This window comes from Paenibacillus sambharensis (assembly GCF_003233845.1).
Classification (GTDB): domain Bacteria; phylum Bacillota; class Bacilli; order Paenibacillales; family Paenibacillaceae; genus Paenibacillus_I; species Paenibacillus_I sambharensis.
Genome location: NZ_QKRB01000044.1, coordinates 348439 through 374372 on the forward strand (window position 1 = coordinate 348439; position 25934 = coordinate 374372).

Genomic DNA, 25934 nt, shown 5'->3' on the forward strand with positions numbered 1-25934 from the left:
GCGTGAGTCTGTTATCAGAATACCAAACAGCGCCAGATTATTAAGTGATTATTTTCACAAAGAATACGCTGCTGAACAGCCTCCCCGCCTCCCAAGCGGGAAGCGGAGAAAGGTCCATCCGTGAAGGTACCTAATGACCGGGAAGAGCCCTCCTAAGGAAGAGAGCAGCTCATTCCCGGCTCGGCAGACGGCTGACGTAGCTGTGTGACAGCTGGAGCAGACGCAGCGACCGTTCGAATTGATCTTTCGTAACCGCACCAGCCAGCTCTTGCGATGAGTCTGGCTGCAGAGGATAGACGGTACCGTCTTCAAAGCTGCTGCCAGGCACATAGATGACTTCATCATTTATCAGCGAGCCTGAAGGAAGATAATAACGAAGCGGGAGCAGATTTGACGTTATGTTCAATAGATCCTGGCCGAAATGCATGTGGTCCTGCAGCGAAATCCCGGCCAGATTAGCGACTGTCGGCATAATATCACTGTGACCGCCAACCTGCGGCTTCTCGCCCGGCTCTAATGCACCCGGCGCAATCAGGAGAAGCGGTATATTTAACATTTGCGCGTAGTTATAGGGCTCACCAATCAGCTCATGCAGCAGCTCACGGTCCGTATCGGTCAGTGAATAGATCGGTACCCCCATGTGATCGCCATAGATGACAATCAGGCTGTTATCCCAGATGCCATCTGCTTTCAGCTGTTCCGCGAACAGGCCGAGAGCATAATCGGCATAGTGTTGGGAGCGGAGATAATCGCCAATAAACGTGCCTTCGAACCGCTCGGGAAGGCTGATCCGATTTTTGTGCACAGGAAGGTTGAAGGGATGGTGCGCCGACATGGATATCACGTTGGCATAGATCGGGCTGCCGCCAGCTGCAAGCTCCTCCAGCTTCTCTGCTGTCCGCCGGTACAGCATCTCATCCGAAGCGCCGAAGTGCACAAGGTCCTCTTTTTCAAAGTACCCTTGGTCGTAGTAGTGGTCAAATCCTAGTGCATCGTACAGCTCATCCCGGTTCCAGAATGTAACGTCATTGGTATGAAAGGTAGCTGTCCGGTATCCGTATTGCTCCAGAAGCTTGGGCAGACTTGGCAGTGACTTGTCTCCGTACACCTCGGAAGCGGCTCCCGCGGGAGGCGTATAGAAAGAGGTATTGGCCGTAAACTCTGCATCTGACGTATTGCCAGCCCCGACCTGCTGATACACATTCGGATAATATACCGCCTCCCCGAGCAGTCCGTTCAGAATGGGGGTAATCTCCGTTTGGCCGACCTGAAGATTGATCAGGAAATCCTGCAGAGCTTCAAGCTGGATATAAATAATATGTCTTCCCCGGGCGGCCCCGAAGCCGGTTGGCGCATCGTCCACATTGCCGTCTGCGGCTGTCTCTTTCAGCCTGTTAACGTTCTCAAGGGTCACAACAGTTGGATCAAGCAATCTCTCGTTACCGGAAGAGAGCATGATGTACAGCTGATAGTTGATTATCCCCATGCGTTCGGCCTGCTTCAGCTCATTCACAATATGGCGGTTCGGAACGATCTGCAGCGCACACAGTACAATCGATGCCAGAGCGAGAAGGCCGAATGCCGACCTCCTGGAAAGCTGCCTTGGTCTGTTCCCCCATTCCCGGAACCGTTTGCTCCAGATGGCCAGTGCGGCTATCATCAGGATATCGGTGAAGATCAGCAGATAATAGGGATGCAGCAGCTGGAATACACTGCCCTTAACCTCGGTGACCTGACCAATCTGGGCCAGCGCATGATAGGTTACAATGATGCCGAAATACTTGTAGTACATAATAACGGCAAAATAAATGGCGGTAAGCAGCAGGTTGACGATGAAGTAGCCTAACAGCCTGCGTTTCACAGCAATCGCTTCTACAAGTGCAAAGGCCGCCCATGCAGGAGGCAGCGCCGCCAAGAATGTCTGCAGCGAAACTTCACCGAAGATGACTGCTGATGCGAGACAGAACTTAATGGCAAGCAGCAGCGTGAAGACGGCGAAAGGGCTTTTCAGTACAGCAGACGTACGGAAATTCATAGATCTCGCTCCTTAGCAGTTTGCCTGCCAGTCGGTTATTTTCCCATCATAGCCTATCCGGGATTTGGATGAAAGAGAATGCCCGGGTACCCGGGCATTCGGCCCTCTTCTGCGATCATGAATCGAAGGATATTGCAGACAGCATAAGGATGGGGATCCGGGCGCCGGGTCAGGGTGCGTGGACGGCTATGCGCGGGATTTTGCCTGCAGCTGCATGACCTTATCCGCTGCCCAGCGGGTAAACAAGGCAATCAGGAAGTAGATCGGAGCGGAGTAGGCATAGTGCCAGTTATAGGGGACATAGATATCCATCCATACGGCAATCGGTTCCAGCACAAAGGCGAACAGAAGAGCGAGCAGCAGGGCGAACAGCGCATATTGACTCCATGATTTGGCATACTGGTAGATCCACATAAATAAGAACCCGATCATCAGGTCGACTGAATATAACCGGGATCCCCAGGGGATCACCATATTAGGGTAATCCCAAAGCTGCAGCTCGGCGCCTGTAACATCGAATGATACGCAGACAATCTGGGTTATAAGGCCGCATATGACAATCTGGGGAAGCCTTGATTTATCCACGGTTCTGACCCAGAGAATCAGGACAACAGCCATTGAAATAATGAGAAACCACCATGGAAACGTAAAGAGGACCTCACTCTTCCAGTAATTCCAGCGCATACCGCTCAGCTCTTCTTGTACCCGGTTAAGGTCCTCCAGTGTCACTTCCTGCATGCAAAACATTCCTCCACAGTCGTTAGAATTGCTTTCGCTATCTGGTGAATTTGCAAAAAAACCTGTTCTCATTGTGTGCTTTGTGGTAAAAAATAAACGTAATCGGAGCTGCAGAGAATGGACCCCGCAGGTTTATGGCCTGTCAAGGCTGCTGCAGCTGGACTATAACATCTAATAAACAGCACGGCGCTTAACTGATCAGGACTTTATAGAGGGGAGTGCGGCCAATGAACAAGCGTGTTACTGCCAGGGCCCGCATCCGCAGCCATCTGATGCCAAGAGGCAAACTGGGCTGGAGGGAATACCTGTACGTTGGCGGAATGCTGCTGGCGTTCGGATTAATGGTGCTAGGACAACTGGTTTGGCTGCCTGATCCGCTGCACTTTGGCAGCGGCAGACGCTGGATTGACATATTGAACGGACTGGTCTATACCTTGGCTCTTGTGCCGGTTCTATGGACGGCTGCAGCGGCTGGCTGTGTGGTGTCGACCCTGCGTTCAGGAAGGCGGCTTCATACGTCTAAGAGAAGCATGATTGTAATCGTGCTGTCCCTGTCGGCTGCTGCTGCCATCATTACGCTGGAGACCAAAGTGGCCAGCCTTACCTGGGCTGCCGGTCTTCTGGGAGCAGCTTGGCTGGCAGTCTTCGTGGACCTTGCTTACACCGAGCGGCAGCTGACGAAGCGCTCCCGAAGAACCTTGACAGCTTTCTGCGGAACGCTTGCCCTGCTGGCTTTCCTCTTCTGGCCGACTAATTACATGGTGACGTATCCCGGACTCACGATGGACATGAGCCGCTACGCACAGGCAGAGGGAGGCAAGACAGAGGGGCGCATCGACGGCGTACTGATCTTTCACCGGCCTGCCTTCCCGGTGGACTGGCTGTACGCGAAGCTGTTCCCGCATTACAGCTTCGAACCGATTGAGAAGCTGGGTATGCCGCTTGGTGAGTATGATGAGCTCGTCAGGGAGATGAAGACCGATGCCGATGCGGCAGCCAGTGCAATCGCCTATGAACGTCTAGGGTCTGGCGCAGGCATTATCGCACAAGGGGTCCGGGTAACAGCTATTGAAAGCGGCAGCCCCGTCCTTGGTATCCTTCGGGCAGGCGATATTGTGACGGAAATGAACGAGGAGCCTGTGCTGTCGGTAGTGGAGCTGAATGAACGGATGAAGAATGTGCCGCCTGGCGGCTGGGTGCAGCTGACGGTCACGCGCCAAAATGAGGAGGTCAAGTTTGCGGTCCCGACTAGAGCGGATGAGAATCTGCCGGAGCGTGCGGCATTTGGCATCCGGGTCCAGAACGTGCTGTACCCCGATGTGCCCGGACGAGTGACCTTTCGCGACTACCTGGTTCATGAGGGCGGCCCATCACATGGGGCGATGCTTACACTGGCCCTGATTGACCAGCTGACACCGGAAGGGATTACCGGCGATATTCATGTAGCCGGGACCGGCACGATTGGGCCGGGCGGAGTCGTCGGGTCAGTCGGCGGCGTGGAACAGAAGGCCTACACGGTGCACCGTGCAGGCGCTGATGTTTTCTTTGTCCCGGCAGGTCAGGAGGATGAGGCGCATAAGGGAGCGCCGGAGCTGGAAATCGTTCCTGTTCGGAATCTGGACGATATCCTTAATTGGCTGAAATCAGCCGCATAGCTTCGATAACATTGAAACAGCGAGGAAAAACGCGTTTAACTGCGATTAAGCGCGTTTTTCTTTTTGTTAGAGGCTGAATTACAATGAACTGATTAGAGACTACAGCGGGGGACGAGGGATCAGCATGGGCTTATTACAACGCATGAAATGGCCAAAACGCGCAGCACTGCCGCCGGAGCGGCAGCTTTCCAGGGAAGCCGGTCTTACCATAACCATTCACGCCCTGTTTCAGTTTGGCGCATCGATGGCCGGGTTGTTCCTGAATTTGTACTTATGGCGGCTTACTGAAGACCTGGTCGTTAATGGCGTGTATAACATTGTCGTTTATTTTCTGACCCCGATCGGATTCGCCGTTGGCGGCTGGATCGGCAAGCGTAAGGACCGGATGGTCACCTACCGGCTTGGTATTTTATCCATGGGGCTGTTCTTCCTTCTTGTCGTCCTGGCCCAGGAGCAGGTCGTCAGCTTCTATCTGCTGTTCGCGGTACTTAACGGCTTCGCCTCAGGCCTCTACTGGATGGGCTTCCTGGTCTTGATGTACGATGTGTCCCATGACCAGAACCGGATACGCTTCCTGGCGCTTAATATGGTTTTCTTCAACGCGGCGGGACTTGCAGGCCCGGCTCTTGCCGGTTATATCATTGGCAGCAATGAAGGGCTGCGCGGCTATATGATTACCTTCATGCTGGCTTTTATCATGTTTGTTATTGCGGCGGTGGTCAGTCTGCGCATCGGCACCATTACGACCCGCCACAAAGTTTATTATCTAAATTTGATGGGGCTGCTCATGCGCAAGAACCGTGTCTGGCTGCAATCGCTGATCGGTTTTTTCGTATTTGGGCTGTTTCAGGGTATTATGCTCTTCCTGCCTAACATTCTGCTGTACCGGACAGTCGGGAGAGAAGACCTCGTGGGCTATCTGGGTGTCTTCTTCTCAGGGCTTGTGATTGCATCCGGCTATGTCATCTCGCGCAAAGCGAAGGAGACAGGGGCAAGGCGGTATATTCTCGCCTCTTCCACCGGTGTCGTGCTGGGCGCGTCTTTCCTTGTCATTGATGTGAGCTTCTGGACGGTGGTGCTGTTCATGATCCTGTTCTCGATCAGCAATCCGCTTGCCATTAATACGCTGAATACGTACTACTACCGCCTTATGGGTACACTTCCGCTCAAGGGGCAGCTTCGCAACGAAGTTGTAGTTGTACGTGAGTTTTATCTTAATTTTGGCCGAATGATTTCAATCGCTCTGCTGCTGTTATTCTCGCAAGACCTGGAATCGGCCTGGCTGCCGGTAGTACTGGTCGGTACGGCACTGCTGCAGTATACGATATTCTGGATGATTGGGGCGGGCCGGGAAGAAGACGGGAAAGCTTAATCGGGTAAAACGGGATAATTCCTAACGAAAAAACATGATACAATATGTATTGTAGTGTATACACTTTGTATTGTCTGGTTATGGAATGATAAGATGGATGCAAAGGTTATCCCGAACGGAGTGATGACATGCAGGATCAATCAGCAGATACGGCGCCTGGCGTCAACCCATCAGCATCCAGACTGGACGGCAGCCTGTCCGCTCCCCGTATTATTGGGATAGGGGCTTCCGCTGGCGGTCTGGAGGCGCTGGAGCAGCTAATCGGCCATCTTCCGGCCGACTTGGGTGCTGCCGTCATCATTGTGCAGCACTTGTCGCCTGATTATAAGAGCTTCATGTCAGAGCTTCTGCTCCGCAAGACGTCGATGAAGGTGCTCGAAGCACGAAGCGGCATGCAGGTGATGAAGAATCATATCTACCTGATCCCTGCCAAGTCCTATCTAACTGTGCATGGCGGCATGCTTCATTTGGAGGATTACCCGGATCAGCAGGGCATTCACCTGCCGATTGATGTGTTTCTGGAGTCGCTCGCGGCTGACCAGGGCAGCCAGTCTGTCGGAATTATCCTGTCAGGAACAGGTGCGGACGGTACCTCGGGTGTTGAAGCTGTTCACCGGGCGGGCGGTATGGTGTTTGTGCAGGATGAGGAGACGGCGAAATTCAACGGCATGCCCCGCAGTGCCATTCAGACCGGAATCGCTGACTTTGTATCCTCCCCGGCCAAGATAGCGGATGAGATTATGATGATTCTACAGTCGCCATCACCTGCAGATACAAGCGAGGACCAGCTTCGTAAAATCTTGACCGTCATCCGGAAGCAGAGCGGCATCGATTTCTCTTCATACAAACAGAACGGCATTATAAGACGAATCGAGAGAAGGATGAAGATCGCCGGTATCACGAGCCTCAGGCTGTACCTCGAATATATGATGGACAACATGGCCGAGGCAGTCTTGCTGCAGAAGGATCTGCTTATCGGAGTTACCCATTTCTTCCGGGATAATGAAGCGTTCCAGACATTGGTTGATAAGGTCATACCGGCAATTTGCGATACCAAGCTGCAGAACAGGGAGAAGGAAATCCGCATCTGGGTTGCGGGCTGCTCGACCGGGGAAGAGGCCTATACCATAGCCATGCTGTTCAAGCAGTACATAGACGAGCAGGGAATCGAGATTCAGATACGGATCTTCGCAACAGATCTGGACCGGGAGGCGGTCGATTATGCGGGTATCGGCGTCTATCCGAGACATATTGAGGAGCATGTGCCGGAGCCATATCTGTCGAAGTACTTCATCCCGAAAGAGGGCAGCTACCAGGTCAGCAAGGATATACGCAGGATGATTGTTTTTGCTCCGCATAATATTATTAAAGACCCGCCCTTCGTGAATCTTGATCTAATTTCATGCCGGAATATGATGATCTACTTCCAGCCGTATATGCAGAAGAAGATCTTGAGCCTGTTTCACTTTGCACTGAATACCAGGGGATTCTTGTTCCTTGGGCCAAGTGAGAGCATCGGCAAGCTGGACAACCTGTTCAAGGCTCTGGACCGTAAGTGGAACATCTTCTGCTACAAGGAGGTGTACCAATGGTCCCAGAGCCAGCTCAAGGAGGTTGCCTACCAGGATCCAGACCGGGAGACGCTCTCCGTACTAAGAAGCCGGGAGAGTGTATTAGCGGGCAGGCAGGAGCCTGCTGTCCAGAAGCTGGATGACCTGAACAGCCAGCTCGCTGAGGAGCTGCTTCCCCCTTGCGTAATCCTCAACGAGAAGAATGAAGTTATCCACACAGTCGGTGATGTCAATAAATATATAGGCATGCCCAAGGGCCGTGTTAGCCTCAATATTAACAAGATGGTCGCAGCGTCCCTGTCCATGCCGCTGGGCACTGGCATTCACAAGGCCAGGCGGGAGATGCAGAAGGTGACGTATGCCAATCTTAAATGTGGCGAAGGGCAGAACGGGCGCAGCATTAAGCTGACGATCCAGCCGCTGTTCACGAAGGGGGAGATGCGCAGCTTGGTTGCCATCCTCTTCGAGGAAATGATGGACCGGGCCGTTGATGCGCCCGCCGGGGCTTACCATGTCTATGGCGCGAATGATGATACCGATTACCGGATTCTCGACCTGGAGCGGGAGCTGCAGTATACCCAGGACAGCCTGCAGGCGACTATCGAGGAGCTGGAGACGGCTAACGAGGAGCTTCAGTCCACGAACGAGGAGCTGATCGCAGCTAACGAGGAGATGCAGAGCAGCAACGAAGAGCTGCAATCGGTAAATGAGGAGCTGATCACGGTCAATTCGGAGCATCAGCGGAAGATCCAGGAATTAATTGAGCTTAATAATGACATGGATAATTTTCTGCTTAGCACGAAGATCGGCACGATTTTCCTGGATACGGATATGTGCATCCGCAGATTCACGCCGTCGGCAGCCGAGGTGTTCCACTTGATGGAAGTGGATATCGGCCGTCCGATTCACCACATCTCACACAAGCTGTATTACGGATCACTCATCCAGGATGCGGCTTATGTGCTTGCAACCACCGACGTCGTGGAGAAGGAGCTGCAGTGCAGCGAAGGCAACTGGTACAGCGTACGTGTGCTGCCATACCGGACGACAGACAACCTGATCCGGGGCGTCGTGGTGACGGTGGTCAAAATCACCGAGCTCAAGCTGGCCAATAAGGAGCTTCAGAAGCTCTCTTATGCGATCGAACAAAGTCCAAGCATGATCATGATTACCGATGTCCGCGGTATAATTGAGTATGTGAATCCCGTATTTATCAGGAAGACCGGTTATAAGTCAGAGGAGATTAGGGACCGGAGCCTGAAGGATTTTCTTATCGAAACAACCTCTGCGCCGCAGATTTGCAGCAGTATTGAGAAGCATATCTTCACAGGGGACAAGTGGACCGGCGAGCTGAAGCAGAAGACACGGGATGGAGAATGGTACTGGGAGACAACGTCTCTGCTTCCGATCGAGAACGAGGATGGCGAGATCATTCACTATTTGAAGGTATCAGAGGATATTACGGAGCGGAAGAAGACGGAGGAGCTGCTGCGCAAATCGGAGATGCTGTCGGCTGTCGGGGAGCTGGCGGCTGGTATCGCGCATGAAATCCGCAATCCGCTGACTGCCCTCAAAGGTTTCGTCCAGCTGATGAAGGCGCAGGGCGGCAATGAAACCTACATCTCGATCATGCTCTCGGAATTTGACCGCATTGAGCACATCATCAATGAACTGTTGCTCCTGTCCAAGCCGAAAATCATCAACTTTCAGCCGCAGAACCTGCTTATGATCCTTAACGATGTGCTGCTGCTGATCGATACCCAGGCACTGCTGAACAAGGTGACGATTCATACAGAGCTGGATGCGGGACACCCCTATGTTCACTGTGTGGAAAATCAGCTGAAGCAGGTGTTCATTAACCTGTTCAAGAATGCGATTGAGGCCATGCCTGAGGGTGGCAACATCTATGTCAGAGTGACGCGCAAGGATGACGGGGATATCATCATGTCGATCCGGGATGAAGGCTGCGGCATACCGGCGGACAAGCTTCCTCGCCTGGGCGAGCCGTTCTTCACGACGAAGGAGAAGGGCACAGGGCTTGGCCTGATGGTCAGCTACAATATTATCGAAGGACATAACGGGGTCATGCGCATTCAGAGCGAGGAGCAGAAGGGGACCACGATAACGATCGAGCTTCCCGCCTTGTAGGGCAGGGGGGGAGCATCAAGCTATGCTTTAAAAAAGAAGCTTACGGGTAATAAAGCATGTACGCGCCTGTTCTGGTGCAAACTGTAACAGGGTGATTTGACGAAAGGAGTGGAAGAACATGAGTGATGCAAAGAAAATCGCATTTTTGCTTGCAGATGATTTCGAGGATTCGGAAATGAGAAATCCGTTCGAGGAAATGACGAAGAACGGACATAACAGTGTGATTATCAGCCTGAAGAAGGATGATGAGCTGAAGGGCAAGAAGGGCACCGTCACTTACAAATCGCATCTGGCTGCCAAGGACGCCAAGGCTTCCGATTATGCGGCGGTCATTATTCCTGGCGGGAAGTCGCCTTCACATCTGATGAATGACAAGGACATCCAGGCTTTCGTTCAGGATGCGGATGCTAAAGGCATTACGATCTCGGCTATCTGCCACGGACCGCAGATTCTGGCGGCTGCCGGTCTGCTGAAGGGCCGTACCCTGACTTCCTATCCGGGAATCGCGGATGAGATGAAGGAAGCGGGCGGCAATTTCGTGGATCAGGAAGTGGTTGTGGATGGCAACCTGATCACCTCCCGCACACCAGAGGATGAGCCGGCGTTCATCCAGGCGACCATCGACAGACTTGGTGTAAATGCCTGGTAAGAAGGTGGGTTAACCGGGTCTCCAGTTGGAGAGGCCCCTGATATAATAAAGCTATAAACGTCGGCCTGCCGGGCTCAACCGGTGAGGCCGGCGTTTTTTTGACATATAGGAAAGTATAAGTGTTTTGGAGTCATTATTGTTGTATTAGGCTAGGCCGAATGTGAGGAGAACAACATCCTTTCAACTATCCTGTTTGTTTCTCTAGGGGTATTGGGATGTCATCATAAAGCGGTATGGCAAGAAGATCCGGCCTGTCGTAATGCAATCCGCGCGTAGGCTTCCTGTGGTTTGGGAAAATTCAAAACTAACGGAACTCAGCGGCCTTATTCCCATGCATACGGGTCGCCTCAGCAGGTAACGGAACTCAGTGCTGCTATTCGCTCAATTTCAAGGGGATCTTTACTAATAGGGGGGCATTAAAGCCTCTGAGTTCCGTTACAATTCATTAATGACTCTAACTAACGGGATAACGCTTCTCAGTTCCGTTAAGAACTGCCTACATGAAGCTGGTATGTACGATACTTCTTATTTCCTCCCTTCTCTACCAAATTCGGCCCCTCCACCAAACCGTGCAGCAAGTGACGAGCGTCAGGACCGGTTATATGAAGATGGATCGCGAGTTCCATTGGCGTAATCAGCCTAAGCAATCGGAGCAACATATCGAATGGTCTCCGCCTCAAGGAAGCAGAGCTTTGCATCTGCTACAAATGAATCGAACCTCAGGGTACCTCTACTCTTCCCGGCCAGGTGTGTGAATCTTGGCAGCGAATAACCCCGCTGTATGTTACAATAAGCGGTGGTAAAATCGAATGGCTGCTAATAAGCTTGGAGCAGCTCCACAAGTCGGGGGTCTACATGAAGAAGGAACGGATTGAGGAAATTACGCTGCTTCGCGCGCTGGCGTTCATGGCCATTACGATGCAGCATTGCATCGCGGAGTATATATACAGGCCGGATATTTTGCAGCCGGACGGTGTCATGCTGGCTATGCTGTATCACTTTACACGGTTTGGCACCCCAACCTTTGTGTTTTTGTCAGGAGTCATCCTGTTCTATAACTATGCGGGACGCACGCTGGATTACGGCTCTTACCTCTACAAGCGCATCCGTGATATCCTGCTGCCGTTCATCGTATGGACAGTCATATACTGGCTGTCGGTCAGCTTATACGCAGGTCTGCCCTTGGGATCGGCATCGTCCCTGGCCGAGCTTGGCCGGCAGCTGTTTCAGCCGACTTACGGCTATCACTTGTGGTTCATCCTGATGATCTTCCAGTTCTATCTACTGTTTCCCCTCTTCCTCAAGGCTGGGGACAAGCTGGGGCCGTGGGTGAGCGGAGCCGGCAGCAGAGAAGGGTGGCGTATCGGCTGGCTGCTTGCGGCGGCTGGGCTGCTGTATGGACTGCTGATGTGGTTTGCCTATTACCGGGCTGGAACCCTTACAGCCGAGCTGCCGGACGGTCTGTGGAAATGGCTTCTCGTCCACCGTACGAAATGGTTTCCGTTCTATCTGTTCTATTTCATACTCGGGGCGGTATGTGCCGTGCGTTTGCTGAAGTTCCGCGAATTTGCGGTGCGTTCGCTAGTGTGGAGCGGCCTGGTGTTCATTGGCCTGTATGTGTGGGCAGGCTACAGGCTGCTGCAGGTGTCTACGGACAAGATGATGCTGGGTGTCTCGACCTACCTGCATCCCTTTATCTTCGTTCTCATCGTCTGCCAGCTGATGCTGGCCTATGGGGTAGCTGTACTGCTGAACCGCTATGGAGGCCTGTTCAAGCGCTTCATGCTGTTTGTGGGAAGTCACTCATTCGGCGCGTTCCTTGCTCACGCTTTCGTGCTGATGCTGGTCTCGGCGCCATTCAAGCAGTCGCAGCTTGCAGGCTATCATCTGCCAGCCGCCGTACTGACCTTCCTCGTGGTAGCGTCGGTCTCGATCGGGCTGTCGGCCTTGTTCAGCCGGCTGCCTTATGGCTGGCTGCTGAGCGGCGCACAGGCACGGAAACGGCGCACGGTCCCGGCTGTAGGAGGATTTGTGGCGCATCAGGCATCCGAAACGGCCGGAGGCGCAGAGGGTCCGTCGGTTAAGCCGCTGTAAGTCAGCAAGGCAGTAAGGCAGTGACCGCCCTCTTGGACATACTCATCAGAGAGAAGCTTCTTGGCATAATGGAAGAACGGAATTGTGGCCGAAGTCAGAAAAAGACGGTGCGGGGATTAAACTGGTCCCCAGCACCGTCTTTTCTTTTTGTGTATATTATTGGCCTGTAAGGAAGGCGTACCTCTTTAAGGCGTAACTGGAGAGGGCTGATTAAGAATACGCCGGACATAAGCTGGAGCTTCACCGGCAGGTATGGGCCGGCTGAACAGATAACCCTGTACAAAGTCGCAGCGCCAGTCGCGGAGCAGGGTGAGCTGCTCATCGGTCTCAAGTCCTTCCGCCACCACAGGGAGATTAAGCATATGGACAAAGTTGATAATAGATTCGGTCATCCTGCTCTTGTTCTGCCGGCCGCTGAGGTCATGGATGAATGACTTGTCGATCTTAACGAGATGGATCGGGAACTTCTGCAGGTAATTAAGCGATGAGTAGCCTGTGCCGAAATCATCCAGCGCGAACCGGATGCCCAGCTTCTCAAGCTGCGTCATCGTCTCGGCAGCGGATTCGACGGAAGCCATCAGACCGCTCTCCGTAATTTCAAGCTCCAGCCGGTCGGGCGGCAGCCCTGTTTCCTCCAGGATGCGGACCACTCCTGCTGCAAAATCTGGATCACCCAGCTGGACGGCGGATATATTAACAGACATAAGGGCTTCCGGGAATAAAGGCAGCAGCTCTTTCAGATGGATTTCACAAGCCTGCCGCAGTACCCATTCACCAATCTCGATAATTGTACCGTTCTGCTCCGCAATGGGGATAAAATCAGCTGGTGACACAGGTCCAAGCCGGGGATGATTCCACCGGACAAGCGCTTCGAAGCCGCGAAGCAGGGAGGTGTCGGTATTGAACTGCGGCTGCAGATGAAGGCTGATCTCTCCTCTTGACAGTGCGGAGCGCAGCGCCTCCTGAATTTGGCTGAAGTGGACGCTCTTGTCGGCCATGCTGGGCTCGTACATAATCGTATGGTTCTGGCCTTTCTTACGGGCTTCATGAAGGGCAGTCTCGGCCTGCCGGAGCATGGTCTCGACTGAGTCCTTCCTGGCTGCTCCAACCGCTACGCCAGCTGTAAGCGTGAGGTTGATTTCCATCCCATGAACCCGGTAAGGCTGCATCAGCTCCTGCTTGATCTTCTTCAGCTCACATTTGAGGCTTCCCTGTATATTGTCGAGATTCTTCAGACACATCACGAATTCACCCATGCCGTAGCGGATCAGCAGGGGATCGCCGAATCTGGAACGGATTCTGTCATACATTTGAATAAGAAGCTGCTCACCTAAAGCATAACCGTACAGATGATTCAGATTCTTGAAATTATCAATTTGGGCGAACGCCACGGCGGTTTGCGAGCTGCCTCCTGCATAACGCTGCAGCTCCGTCGAAATGTGCTTGAGGTTGGAAATTTCCAAAAACGGATGTGAGAGCACGCGGAACTGACCGGCCATCACATGGCAGAACAGCAGGACAGTCAACGGAAACAGAATAAAGACCGGGATCGCGGAATATTGGAGGTATTGCATAACAGTTTGGCGTGGCAGCAGCATCACCCATGGAAGCATCTGCAGGGCGAGCAGGAAGCCAAGACCAAGAAGCTGGAGATTCGACATCCGGCGGTTATTCTTCTGTTCGTACCAGCGGGCAAGCAGCCCTAGAAGAGCGGCTGTTATAACGGTGCCAATTCCGGGAATGAAGCCGGCTCCGCCAAGGTAATAACGCCCGGCCGCGATGAGCAGTGCACTGAGCAGCGCGCCTCTTGCCCCGCCGTACAGCGAAGCCATCGCGACGAGCACGACTCGAAAATCAACAATTACGCCCTCGGAGACGGTTATCGGATACTGCATGGATACGAGCCCTGCCAAACCGAAGAGAAGGCCCCATGCCCATAGTTTGACGGTACGGTTCAGATGTACCATGTAACGCCGTATATAGTTTACCAGGAATATGAAGAAACCGATATCAGCGGCGTTGCGCAGCAGGTTTATAAACACGGGCCACTCGAACAATGGAGAGCATCCTCTCTGCCTTTTATGTAAAGATATGATGTCATACAGCGATTAGCAAAGTATTGGGTAGGACTTGATGCACAGCCGCATTTCCACAACGGTTGTGCCGCTCTTCCATCTTATCGTGTCCTTGCGTTTGTAGCAAGGAAAAAACGGATAAAATTCGACAAAAAACCTGATGATTCTATCTAGGATGTGTCTAACAAGCTTCTGAAAACAAATTTATTGTCAGATCGGTAAGTTTCATAGACAATACTAAATAATAACGCTTACATTATGAAGGGGCTGATAAGCGATGTATCGGGTGCTGCTGGCAGATGACGAAGCAGATGTCAGGGAAGGCCTTATTCAGGAAATAGACTGGCAGGGCTGCGGCTTTGAAGTGATCGGTGTGGCGGAGAACGGAAGGGAAGCTATGGAGCTGGCGGAACGGCTGAGTCCCGAGGTGCTGGTAACGGATATCAGCATGCCGTTTATCGATGGTTTAACGCTGGCTGAGTGGATGCGGGAGAAATACCCGCTGACCAAGATTGTCCTGCTTACGGGTTATGATGAATTTGACTACGCACGGCAGGCCGTTCGCATCGGAGTCGATGAGTACCTGCTGAAGCCTTTCTCGGCGGAAAATTTGACGGACCTGCTCGCAGCGATCCGGAAGAAGATTGAACGGGAGATTGCAGAGCGTGACGATGTCAGGCAGCTGCGCGAGCATTACCGCACAAGCCTGCCCATGCTGCGGGCAACCTTCCTGGCTTCTCTAATGACGCGCAAGCTGTCGATGGAGAAGGTGGAGGAGAAGTCGCAAAATTATGATTTGGCACTGTCGGGCCGCTGCTATGAGGTGGCAGTTGTATCCCTGCAGACGTCCGGTGAGCATGAGGGAGCAGGGGAACATTCCCTCCGAAGCTCGCAGGACCTTGATCTGAAGCTTTACGCCGTACTCAACATAGCAGAGGAGATCTGGAAGCAGCAGGGGCTTGGCAACGCGTTTATCTATCAGGAATATGTGGTTCTGCTGTCGATTGATACAGGCGAAGAAGATTGGCAGCGGCATACTCAGCAGGCGCTTGATAATGTGCTGCGCAGTGTTGATCATTATCTGCGGCTGAAGGTGACGATTGGAGTGGGTTCGGCGGTCAGTGACATAGCTGATGTGAAGGATTCGTTCGAGGATGCTCTGCTGGCGCTTGATTACCGGCTCGTCGCAGGATCAGGCCGCTTGATCTATATCGGTGATGTGGAGCACAGGCGGTCCGGGCAGCTGCGGTTCGATGAGCTGAAGGAACAGGCGCTGGTCCGGAGCCTTAAGGTTGGCACCGAAGAAGAGCTGGAGGCTGTACTGGATATACTCTTCGGGGAAATTGGCGGTGAAGCGCACAGCTATAATGATGTACAAGTCTATCTGCTGGAGATTCTAACGGCCGTATTGAAGACAGCCAAGGACGCGGACCTCACCATGGATGAACTGCTGGGAGGCAGCTTCCAGCTGTATGGGGAGCTGTTCAGGCTGTCGGGACTGGCTGAGGCGAGACGGTGGTTCCATAAGCTGTGCGGGCGGATTATGGAGCAGATCTCAAGCAGAAGACAGCACAGCTACCGTGATATTGTGGAGCAGGCCATTAGCTATACGAAGGAAAACTATCATGATCCGGACATTTCAATTCAGCGGGTCTGTTCTCATCTCCATATCAGTACGGGCTACTTCAGCGGCATATTCAAGAAGGAGGTCAAGCTTACCTTCGGCCAATATCTGATGCAGACCCGAATGGAGGCGGCTAAGGAGCTGCTGCGGGGATCTGCGCTCAAGGCTTTCGAAATTGCTGAGCGTGTCGGGTTCGCAGATCCCAATTACTTCAGCTTCTGCTTCAAGAAACAGGTGGGCATATCACCTAAGGAATACAGAAGCCGCAGCCTTAAGCCGGATGAGAAGGAGGAGTGATACGGCATGCGGCCTGCAGCAAGGTTCCGTCTATCTTACTTTATACAGCATCTGACCCGGCGTTTGCGGGCCAGCAGTATCCGCTCTATTATGACCTGGTCGTTCTCCGTGTTCGTTGTTCTGGTTGTCATCATGGTGGCTGTGCTGCTGTTTGACCGCTTCTCGAGAACGGCTGAGCGCAGTGCTTATATAAACAGCCAGCAGATTGTCGATCAGGTCAGCTACAACCTGGAGGATTATATTCAAAGCATGTCCCGTCTCTACCGTGCAATTGAAGTGAATATGCTTGAGGGCGGCCAGTGGGATGGGCCAGAGGTTACGGAACGGCTTGATACAATTATGGGAAGCCGGGAGGATATCGTATCCATTGCTTTATTCGATCAGCAGGGCCGGCTGCTTGTGAACCGGCCCTCGCTGCCTGTGCGCGCCAGCGCGCATGTCTCGGGGCAGAGCTGGTTCCATGCCGCACTGCGCGTACCGGGCCACTTGAGCTTCTCGCTGCCCCATGTTCAAAACCTGTACGCTGACAGCTATAAGTGGGTGGTGTCAATGAGCAAGGGCATCACGGTCATCCGCAACGGCAGGCCAGAGTCCGTCATACTGCTGGTAGACATCAACTTCCGGCAGATTGATGAGCTCTGCAGCCGTGTCAGTCTTGGCAAGAAGGGCTATGTCTATATTATTGATGAGGGCGCGGGGAACATGGTTTACCATCCTCAGCAGCAGCTCATTTACATGGGGCTCAAGCGTGAGAATGTTGACGAGGCGCTTAAGGTAACTGAAGGGTATCTGGATGAAGAATCTGGCTTGAAACGGCTTAATACAACCCGGTCGCTTGCCAATATTGGCTGGAAGGTTGTTGGTGTCGCTTACTTGGACGAGGTCATGACGACAAGGGCCGAGGTGAACCGCTATCTGATCCAGGTTGTGGGTGTGGTGCTTGTGCTCGTTATTATCGTCTCCATGCTGCTGTCTGCTACGCTTACCCGCCCGATCCGGAGGATGGAGAGAACCATGAAGGCTGTTGAACGCGGGGATTTTGCCGTGGAGCTGCCGGTTGGGGGGCCGCTTGAGGTAGAGAGGCTGTCAAGCCGGTTCAATCTGATGCTGCGTAAGATCAGGCAGCTGATGGAGCAGATTATCGAGGAGCAGGAATCGAAGCGCAAATACGAGCTGGAGGCGCTTCAGGCGCAGATTAATCCTCATTTTCTCTATAATACGCTTAACTCTGTCGTCCGAATGGTTGGCATGAGCAAGAATGAAGACGTCGTAACGATGATCACCTCGCTTTCCAAGCTGTTCCGCATCAGTCTGAGCAAGGGGAAGACCGTCATCACGGTCCGCGAGGAGCTTGAGCATGCGCGGCACTATCTGACCATTCAGCAGATGCGGTTCAAGCGGAAGTTCCAATTTGAGATAGAAGCAGAGGAGCAGGCACAGGATTGTCTGACTCTGAAGCTCGTGCTGCAGCCGCTGATTGAGAATGCGATTGTTCACGGCATTGAATATATGGTAGATGAAGGATTTATCAGGATAACCGCCCGCGTTACCGGGCAGACGCTGATGCTTGAAATTTGTGATAACGGGGTTGGCATGCCGCCGGAGAAGGCGTCGAGGCTGTTGTCGGCAGATGCCCCGCAGGCGCAGAAGAACAGCTCAGGAGCAGGATCGGGAGTGGGTGTCAAAAATGTCCACGACCGGATTCAGCTGTATTACGGAGCACAGTACGGCCTGAAATTTGAAAGCGAGCTGGAGGAAGGCACAACCGTGCGCATCCGCATGCCTGCGGTTGCGGCTCCAGAAGGGGAGGCGGACCATGAGTAGACAAACGTCAGGCAGATGGCTGCTCCGGTTTCTGACGATCGGCCTGCTCGCGGGCATGTCGGCCTGCGGACTGCCGCAGCTGGAAAGAGACGAGCCGGCTGTAAGGCAAATTACCCTGATCGCCCCGGTGCATGCGGATGAGCTGGGGGACGCCATGCGCCTGGGTGCTGAAGCGGCCGCCAAGGAATTTGGTGCTGAGCTGTCCTATGCTCCCTTCAAACCGGAGGAGGGTTCTGCCGCCCAGCTTAAAGCAGCTGTTGAAGCACTCAAGGGCGGCACGGATGCCCTGCTTATAGACCCGGCCGACAGCCGGGTACTGGATTCGGCAGCCCTGCAGGCAGCCGATCACGGTGTGCCGGTATTCATCTTGAATGACAACCGGAGTGCAGACGGCGTACAGGCTTCGATCTCGGTCGATAACGAAGAGGCTGGCCGGAAGGCAGGATTAGCGATGGCAGAGCTGCTTGGAGAGAAGGGGACGGTTGTTGTGCTCGGCAGACAATCGGATGACCCTGACCTGGTAGCTCGTGAGCTGGGCATCGTTAATGCGCTTAATGAACAACCGCATGTAAGCGGCCTTATCCGGACCTCATGCGGAGAAGGCCTGGGCTCCTGCCGCAGTGTGGCCAGGCAGCTGCTGCGGGAAGGCCAGGCGGAAGGCATTATCGCTTTGGACGCTCAAGCTTCGCTTGCAGCAGCAGCCGAGGCGGAAGCGGCAGACCGGGCGGGAAGGATGAAGATTGTGACCTTCGGCAATGAGCTGAAGCAGCTTGAGCTGCTGCAGGACGGTCTGATTCATACCCTGATTGTCCAGAACGGATTCAGTATCGGATACCTGGGTGTCAAGCAGGCGGTTCTGCATTTGGCAGGCGAAGATATCGAGCGGTCGACGCGGCTGGATACCAAGGTAATCAACGCCGGCAATATGTTCTGGATGGATAACCAGAAGCTGTTATTCCCCTTTGGCTAGGTTGAGCTGAAGGGGATATTCTATATAGACGGATATCAAAGAGATGAGAATTTCGATAGAACACATGAGGATTTTGAATTCGCATTTGAAACGCTTTCAAGCATAATAAGGCTACAGATGAGGAACACGAAGGCCGCCGGTCAGAAGCTGGCAGGCAGCGGGCCTCAGCTAAAAAAACATCGTGATCAGGGAGGTCATTTCGATATGAAGAAATGGATGTTTGGTTTGGTAGCTGGCGCAATGCTCGTAACGGCTGGCTGCGGAAGCAGCGGAGGCAATAAAGGCGGAGGAACGGCAGAAGGCGGCACAACCCCGCAAATCGGTGTAGCGATCTACAAGTTCGATGATACGTTCATGACTGGTGTCCGTAACGCAATGACAGCTGCAGCGGAAGGCAAGGCGAAGCTTGATGTGGTAGACAGCCAGAATGCACAGCCGACGCAGAACGAGAAGGTTGACTTGTTCATCTCCAAGAAGTACAGCGCAATGGCAATCAACCCGGTTGACCGCACGGCGGCAGGCGTAATCATCGACAAGGCAAAAGCTGCGAATATTCCGGTTGTATTCCTGAATCGCGAGCCTGTGGCAGAAGACATGAACAAGTGGGATAAAGTGTACTACGTTGGCGCGAAGGCAGAAGAGTCCGGCACCATTTCCGGCCAGCTGATCGTAGACTATTGGAATGCACATCCGGAAGCTGACAAGAACGGCGACGGTGTTCTGCAGTACGTGATGCTGAAGGGCGAGCCGGGTCACCAGGATGCCGAGCTGCGCACGAAGTTCTCGGTACAGGCGATTGAAGATGCAGGAATTAAAGTAGAAGCGCTTGCTGTGGATACAGCGATGTGGGACCGCGTAAAAGGCCAGGAGAAGATGCAGGCGTTCCTTGCTTCCCACGGTGACAAAATTGAAGCAGTGCTTGCAAACAATGATGACATGGCGCTTGGCGCAGTAGAAGCATTGAAGGCAGCGGGCTACTTCCAGGGCGACAAATATGTTCCGGTTGTAGGTGTAGATGCTACAGCTCCGGCTGTGCAGGCTCTGCAGGACGGTACAATGCTCGGCACGGTGTTGAACGATGCGAAGAACCAGGGGGCTGCTACGGTAGCATTGTCTACAGTACTTGCTAATGGCGAGACGCCAACGAAAGAGAATACCGGCTATGACATTACTGACGGCAAGTATGTATGGATTGCTTATAAGAAGATTACGAAAGACAACGTAGCCGACGCACAATAAGATGTTGATGAAATGAGCGGGAGGCAGCGGCAGCAAGAGCGCTGCCTCCCGCTTTCATATTAGACCCGTATAGGGGGGCACATGGAGATGGCGGAACAGTACCTGCTGGAAATGAACAATATATCGAAGGGTTTTCCCGGCGTACAGGCGTTAAGCGATGTTACGCTGCGCGTAAGGCCCGGAACCGTTCACGCGCTGATGGGCGAGAATGGTGCCGGTAAATCAACATTAATGAAGTGTCTGTTCGGTATTTACAAGCCAGACCAGGGCGAGATTTATATTGAGGGCCGCAAGGCGGAAATTCACAATTCGAAGGATGCGCTGGAGAACGGGGTATCTATGATTCACCAGGAGCTGCACCCTGTGCCGCACCGTAATGTTATGGAAAACATTTGGCTGGGCCGTTTTCCAATGAAGGGTATCGGTCCATTCCAATTCGTGGATGAGAAGCGGATGTACCAGGATACGGTTACGCTGCTGAAGGATCTGGACCTCGATGTCGATCCGAAGGCCAAGACGGGCTCCCTGTCCGTATCCAAGGTTCAGTCGCTGGAAATCGCCAAGGCAGTATCGTTTAATTCCAAGGTCATCGTAATGGACGAACCGACCTCGTCACTTACCGGCAACGAAGTGGAACAGCTGTTCCGGATCATTAACGAGCTGCGCAAGCGTGGGGTTTCCATCATCTATATATCGCACAAAATGGAAGAGATTCTGCGCATATCGGACGAAGTGACCATTATGCGGGATGGAAGATATATTGGCACCTGGGCCGCTGCGGATCTGACAACAGATCTGATCATTACCCGCATGGTCGGCCGCGACCTGACGGAACGGTTCCCGGAACGCACGAATGTTCCAGGCGAGGTGCTGCTTAAGGTCGATGGCCTGACTTCCACGGACCACAAGTCGTTCAAGGACGTATCATTCGAGCTGCGGCGGGGCGAAATTCTGGGGGTTGGCGGACTGGTAGGCGCCCAGCGCACCGAGCTGATGGAAGCGCTGTTCGGACTTCGGGGCGTATCCAAGGGCACGATATCCATCGACGGCAAGCCGGTCAAGATCAGGAGGCCTGGCGATGCGAAGAAGCACGGTATCGCCCTCCTTACGGAAGAGCGCCGCGTAACCGGTATATTCCCCGTGCTGTCGGTCTATGAGAACACGATTATAGCGAACCTCGGGCGCTACCAGAATAAGCTGGGTCTGCTTAGTGAAAGCAAAGGCAGAGCGGAAGCGGCCCTTAACGTGGAGAAGCTCAGAACGAAGACGCCATCGGTGCATACCCAGATTCGCTACCTTTCGGGCGGCAACCAGCAGAAGGTGCTGCTGGCCAGATGGCTGCTCACCGACCCGGAGATTCTGCTGCTGGATGAACCGACACGCGGAATCGATGTCGGCGCGAAGTTTGAGATTTACTCGATTATTATTGAGCTTGCCAAGCAGGGCAAGAGCATCATTATGATTTCCTCTGAAATGCCTGAGCTGCTCGGCATGTCGGACCGTATCATGGTGATGAGCGAAGGCAGATTAAGCGGTATTGTCAGCGGCAGTGAGGCGACGGAGCAGGAAATCATGCGGCTGGCAGCACAGCAGCGAATGGCATAATTCAAGGGGGAACTAACGATGCAACTGCAAACGATGGGTAAAGTTAGAGATTATTTAAGTCAGCGTGCCATATTTGTGGTCCTGATCGTACTGGTTATCGGTATTGCAATTGCCGATCCGAACTTTCTGGCCTTTTCGACCCTAAGGGACATCCTGCAGCAATCTTCTACACGTGCTATTATTGCACTCGGCGCGGCCTTTATACTCATAACCGGCGGGGTTGACCTGTCAGCGGGACGCGTGGTAGGTTTAACAGCCGTCATATCGGCCTCTATGCTTCAAGTCGATACGTATGCGGCCAAGTTCTTCCCGAACCTGCCGGAAATGCATTTCATGATTCCGATTATGGTCGGCATAGCTGCAGGTCTTATTGTCGGTCTTGTAAACGGTCTCATTGTAGCGAAGCTGAACGTTCCGCCGTTCATCGCCACACTGGGTACGATGGTTATCGTATACGGCCTCAATTCCATCTACTTCGATATGGAGCCGAATCAGTCGCAGCCGATCGCCGGCCTGCGCCCGGAATTTACGAAGCTTGGTTCTGGTTATATTGATCTGGGCGGCGGCTATTCCATTCCGTATATTGTGCTGATTGCCATAGCGGTAGCGGCTGTATGCTGGGTCATCTTCAACAAGACCCGCCTTGGCAAGAACATGTATGCAATCGGCGGCAATGTTCAGGCAGCGCATGTATCGGGTATTAACGTGGCCCGCAACCTGGTGGCGATCTATGCCATCTCCGGTGCCCTGTACGGGATTGCAGGCGTCCTGGAGGCTGCTCGTACCGGCGGCGCGACGAACAACTATGGCAACATGTATGAGCTTGATGCCATTGCAGCCTGTGTAGTCGGCGGCGTGTCGACTGCAGGCGGTATCGGTACCGTCCCTGGCGTAATGGCTGGCGTACTGATCTTCGGCGTTATCAACTACGGTCTTACCTTCATCGGTGTAAGCCCTTACTGGCAGCTGATCATCAAGGGTCTGATTATCGTAGCGGCCGTTGCGTTCGATGTTCGCAAATACATGGCCAAGAAATAATATTCTTATTCTTCTTCTGTAAAACAAGGGCAGACTTCTATGCAGCAATTCAGCTGCATAGAAGTCTGCCCTTGTTTGTAGTTAATGAATAGGATCAGTCTGGCACAACGAGAAGGTATGTTCAGCCCGTGAGTAGGCAATGCCCTCCATATAAACGGTATCACTTGTCACGGCATCGACCAGGACATAACCGGCGATCCGTTCCTCATCCTTCCATACAGCAATTGGCTGCCGTTCATGGATGCAGGTCATAAATTCGTCATCGCTCCGTACAATCTCGGGATCAGCTGATTCAGTCTGCAGCTCTGCGGCAACAATCTCCTCCTGCAGTAAATCGGCTGTCGACTCCAGCAGGTGCTCGAACTGGCTGATGGAAGATGATAAGGACTGAAGCTCGAGAATCTGGTGTTCAGCTTCCTCTAGCAGCTCCCTAAGCTTCAAGAACAGGATGGAAAGCTGAGATTTGGGGTAGGCTTCCCAATCATAGAGAGAAACGGCTGTTTGTGCCGTCTCGGAGGCATGCTTAAGGGAGGCGTGAATCTCCTTCAGTTCATCGCCTGCCCGGCCCAGGAACTGTTGAAACAAGTACAGAACAGCAAGGGCTGAGGCGGCTTCCTGCATCCGCTCCGATGGATTCGTATCCCTATGTGCAGCTTGGATCAGCTTCTCTATTCGTGCAAAACCGGGGCGGGAACGAAGCTCCGCTTCCCGGATTGTATCAATCAGCGCTTCGGTTGTTTGTCTCGTCACCGATACGGCGTCCAGCATCTTGGTGTATTCCATTTGAACCACGCCCTTATATCGTAATTATAGCCGAGAAATATCTCAGGCCCTCTAACCATCATTAACCGGATGAGTGGCGGCAGAACCGTTATAAGATGAAATTTAGGCCGGCTTTCACTTGCTTGCTGTAGGAGCTGGATAACAGCAGGGTCAAGCCGGCGGATATTACGATCGTACAGTATATTGCAATGTTGAATAGCTGGTGGTATAGTATAGCGGAGGTGGATAGAACAGGAAGAGGGACTATGTGCCATTTTTTATAAACAGCTATTCAACTATAAATAATAGTAAACATTGCGGCATAGGAGGTTGGTGTCCGGTTATGAATGTTCAATTCAAGAAGGGCGTCCTGGAGATATGCGTGCTAGCGCTCGCCTCTCGTGAGGACAGGTACGGGTATGAGCTTGCGGTCAAAATCTCTGAGAAGTTCGAGCTGGCTGTCGGCAGTATCTATCCGCTGTTGAACAGGCTCACACAGGATGGATACTTCTCAACGTACCTTAGGGAATCGAGCGAAGGGCCGCCGCGCAAGTATTACCGGCTTACTCCGGAAGGAGCGGCTTATATGCGCCATCTGGTACTCGAGTGGCATGACTTTACACGTGCAGTGAACGAAATTATTGAAGAAGGGATTCGATAGGAATGAACAGGCAGATGTATATGCAGGAGCTGAACAGGCTTCTGGCCGTTGTTCCGGAGCCTCAGCGGGCGGAATGGCTGTATGATTATGAGCTGCATTTCGAGATGGCGGCCGAGAATGGAGTTGCCGAAGAGCAGGCGGCGGCAGAGCTTGGGGATCCGCGTCTGATCGCCAAGGAGCTGATGCTTGGCTACCGGGTAAATCAAGCAGAAGATAAGCGCAATGTGGTATCCGTATCGCGGGCGGTGTTTGCGTCAGTTGGACTTGGATTTTTCAACCTTGTCTTCGTGCTCGGTCCCTTCATTGCGGTTCTCGGCGTGCTCATTGCCCTCTGGGCAGTGTCCGGAGCGTTCCTGCTTGTGGCGGTCGCCTGCATATGGGAGGGCTATAGAGGTGAGATGTTCTCTACGGGCCAAGGCTTCTCACTGGCTGCTGTCAGCTGCGGGCTGGGCCTGCTGACAGGAACAGGCACACTTGCCCTGAGCCGGGGATTTATGAAGATGACACTGACCTATTTAAGATTCAACACAAGACTGGTAAGGGGCGGGAGAGCATGAGGAAATCGGTAATAGTCGGCTTAATTTTAGTTGTTGCGGGTATTGCGGGCGTGCTGGCAACTTTCAGCGGCGATGATAATATCTTGTCGTTTGGCAGCCAGGAAGTGAACCTGGCAAAGGAGGTTCCGTCGGCTGAGATACGGAGCATTGTGGTAAACAGCGGAGGGACGGATATCCGTGTAATAAGAAGCCGCGAGGCGGGCATAATCCGAATAAATCTTGAAGGCGAAGCCAGTGCCCGTTATCTGGATGACATGGAGCTGAAAGCGGAGTTAAGTGGGGATGGGACACTAGAAATTAAGCCGGTTATTGGTGATAACTTTGTCATTGGATTTAGTGTGTTGAACCTGGCTCTTACTGTACAGCTGCCTGAACAGCTGTGGGATGAGGTTGAGGTATCCGCAGGAAGCGGCGATATTATAGTGGAGGATGTGCATGCTGCCCGTTCGCTTGTCATAAATACCGGCAGTGGTAACATTGAGGCGGACACGGTAGCGGGTGAAATCGTTAATGTCAGCACGGGGAGCGGTGACCAGGAGCTGGCAGGGGTGAGCGGAAGCAGAATGAATATCGAGGCGGGCTCGGGGAATGTTACGGTCACCTCCTTCGAGTTTCAGGAATTGGGATTCTCGGCTGGAAGCGGCGATGTGGAGCTGGTGGATGGTTCTGCTCGCCTGACAGGAGAGACAGGTTCGGGCAATATCCGCTATGAAGCGGACAGGTTGGTGGCGCCTGCACGGCTGGATGCGGGCAGCGGGGACGTGACGGTCCGGCTGCAGGAAGAGCCTCAGTCGCTTCTGGTGAATTTCAAGACCAGCTCGGGAGACCGTAAGATCGGGTTTGACGGTATGCAGGTATCCAGCCAGGATGAGGAAGGCGATATTACGGGATCATTCGGCAGCGGAGAGATCGAGCTCCATGTTGAAACCGGCTCGGGCAATTTCCACCTGGGACCGCGCTCCTGATCCATCCATACAACAAGGACTGCCCGCGGGCAGTCCTTGTTGCATGAATGCTTGT

18 protein-coding genes are annotated in these 25934 nt (G+C 53.2%); 14 read left to right on the top strand and 4 right to left on the bottom strand.

Annotated elements, in window-relative coordinates; all coding sequences use genetic code 11:
• Positions 1–169: 169 nt before the first annotated feature.
• Both DNH61_RS12970 and DNH61_RS12975 read right to left on the bottom strand, forming a co-directional pair.
• Positions 170–2035 carry an LTA synthase family protein gene (locus DNH61_RS12970; RefSeq protein ID WP_111147071.1) on the bottom strand — a complete coding sequence of 622 codons (1866 nt, stop codon included), beginning with the start codon at positions 2033–2035 and terminating at the stop codon, positions 170–172.
• Positions 2036–2221: 186 nt separating this feature from the next.
• Complete coding sequence (locus DNH61_RS12975) at positions 2222–2773, bottom strand: hypothetical protein (RefSeq protein WP_111147072.1); 552 nt, start codon at positions 2771–2773, stop codon at positions 2222–2224.
• 227 nt (positions 2774–3000) lie between these two features.
• On the opposite strand from DNH61_RS12975, the gene DNH61_RS12980 reads away from it, so the two are divergent.
• The 5 genes from DNH61_RS12980 (at position 3001) to DNH61_RS13000 (ending at position 12262) form a co-directional block, all read left to right on the top strand.
• A complete protein-coding gene (locus DNH61_RS12980; RefSeq protein ID WP_111147073.1) occupies positions 3001–4428 on the top strand; it encodes a PDZ domain-containing protein in 1428 nt (475 codons plus the stop codon).
• Positions 4429–4552: 124 nt separating this feature from the next.
• The gene (locus tag DNH61_RS12985; protein ID WP_111147074.1) at positions 4553–5800 is read left to right on the top strand and encodes an MFS transporter; all 1248 of its coding nucleotides are present in this window, start codon (positions 4553–4555) and stop codon (positions 5798–5800) included.
• A 128-nt stretch (positions 5801–5928) separates the two neighbouring features.
• Positions 5929–9519 (top strand): chemotaxis protein CheB, encoded by a 3591-nt coding sequence (locus tag DNH61_RS12990; RefSeq protein ID WP_111147075.1) that lies wholly within the window; start codon positions 5929–5931, stop codon positions 9517–9519.
• 118 nt (positions 9520–9637) lie between these two features.
• Positions 9638–10168, top strand: coding sequence for a type 1 glutamine amidotransferase domain-containing protein (locus tag DNH61_RS12995; protein ID WP_111147076.1), 531 nt, complete (start codon positions 9638–9640; stop codon positions 10166–10168).
• Between the two features lie 855 nt (positions 10169–11023).
• Entirely contained in the window at positions 11024–12262 is a 1239-nt protein-coding gene (locus DNH61_RS13000; protein ID WP_111147077.1) for an acyltransferase, read from the top strand.
• Positions 12263–12447: 185 nt separating this feature from the next.
• On the opposite strand, the gene DNH61_RS13005 is transcribed toward DNH61_RS13000, so the two are convergent.
• Entirely contained in the window at positions 12448–14319 is a 1872-nt protein-coding gene (locus tag DNH61_RS13005; protein ID WP_111147078.1) for an EAL domain-containing protein, read from the bottom strand.
• Between the two features lie 295 nt (positions 14320–14614).
• Between DNH61_RS13005 and DNH61_RS13010 the strand changes: the two genes are divergently transcribed.
• The 6 genes from DNH61_RS13010 to mglC all read left to right on the top strand — a co-directional run bounded on the left by DNH61_RS13010 (position 14615) and on the right by mglC (position 22934).
• Complete coding sequence (locus DNH61_RS13010; RefSeq protein ID WP_111147079.1) at positions 14615–16258, top strand: response regulator; 1644 nt, start codon at positions 14615–14617, stop codon at positions 16256–16258.
• A 6-nt stretch (positions 16259–16264) separates the two neighbouring features.
• Positions 16265–18082, top strand: coding sequence for a sensor histidine kinase (locus tag DNH61_RS13015; protein WP_111147080.1), 1818 nt, complete (start codon positions 16265–16267; stop codon positions 18080–18082).
• Positions 18075–19052 (top strand): substrate-binding domain-containing protein, encoded by a 978-nt coding sequence (locus tag DNH61_RS13020; protein ID WP_111147081.1) that lies wholly within the window; start codon positions 18075–18077, stop codon positions 19050–19052. Before DNH61_RS13015 ends, DNH61_RS13020 begins: the two co-directional genes overlap by 8 nt.
• Positions 19053–19256: 204 nt before the next feature.
• Entirely contained in the window at positions 19257–20291 is a 1035-nt protein-coding gene (locus DNH61_RS13025) for a galactose ABC transporter substrate-binding protein (RefSeq protein WP_111147082.1), read from the top strand.
• 87 nt (positions 20292–20378) lie between these two features.
• A complete protein-coding gene (locus tag DNH61_RS13030) occupies positions 20379–21896 on the top strand; it encodes a sugar ABC transporter ATP-binding protein (RefSeq protein WP_111147083.1) in 1518 nt (505 codons plus the stop codon).
• A gap of 18 nt (positions 21897–21914) precedes the next feature.
• Complete coding sequence (gene mglC, locus DNH61_RS13035; protein WP_111147084.1) at positions 21915–22934, top strand: galactose/methyl galactoside ABC transporter permease MglC; 1020 nt, start codon at positions 21915–21917, stop codon at positions 22932–22934.
• Between the two features lie 81 nt (positions 22935–23015).
• Here mglC and DNH61_RS13040 read toward each other — a convergent pair whose 3' ends face one another.
• A complete protein-coding gene (locus tag DNH61_RS13040) occupies positions 23016–23717 on the bottom strand; it encodes a hypothetical protein (RefSeq protein WP_111147085.1) in 702 nt (233 codons plus the stop codon).
• Positions 23718–24039: 322 nt separating this feature from the next.
• Here DNH61_RS13040 and DNH61_RS13045 point away from each other — a divergent pair, with 322 nt between their 5' ends.
• The 3 genes from DNH61_RS13045 to DNH61_RS13055 are packed head-to-tail and all read left to right on the top strand — an operon-like array spanning position 24040 to position 25879.
• On the top strand, positions 24040–24357 hold the full coding sequence (locus tag DNH61_RS13045) for a PadR family transcriptional regulator (RefSeq protein ID WP_111147086.1): 318 nt from the start codon (positions 24040–24042) through the stop codon (positions 24355–24357).
• Between the two features lie 2 nt (positions 24358–24359).
• Positions 24360–24914 carry an HAAS signaling domain-containing protein gene (locus DNH61_RS13050; protein WP_111147087.1) on the top strand — a complete coding sequence of 185 codons (555 nt, stop codon included), beginning with the start codon at positions 24360–24362 and terminating at the stop codon, positions 24912–24914.
• On the top strand, positions 24911–25879 hold the full coding sequence (locus DNH61_RS13055) for a DUF4097 family beta strand repeat-containing protein (protein WP_111147088.1): 969 nt from the start codon (positions 24911–24913) through the stop codon (positions 25877–25879). The genes DNH61_RS13050 and DNH61_RS13055 overlap by 4 nt, the downstream gene beginning before the upstream one ends.
• Positions 25880–25934: the final 55 nt, after the last annotated feature.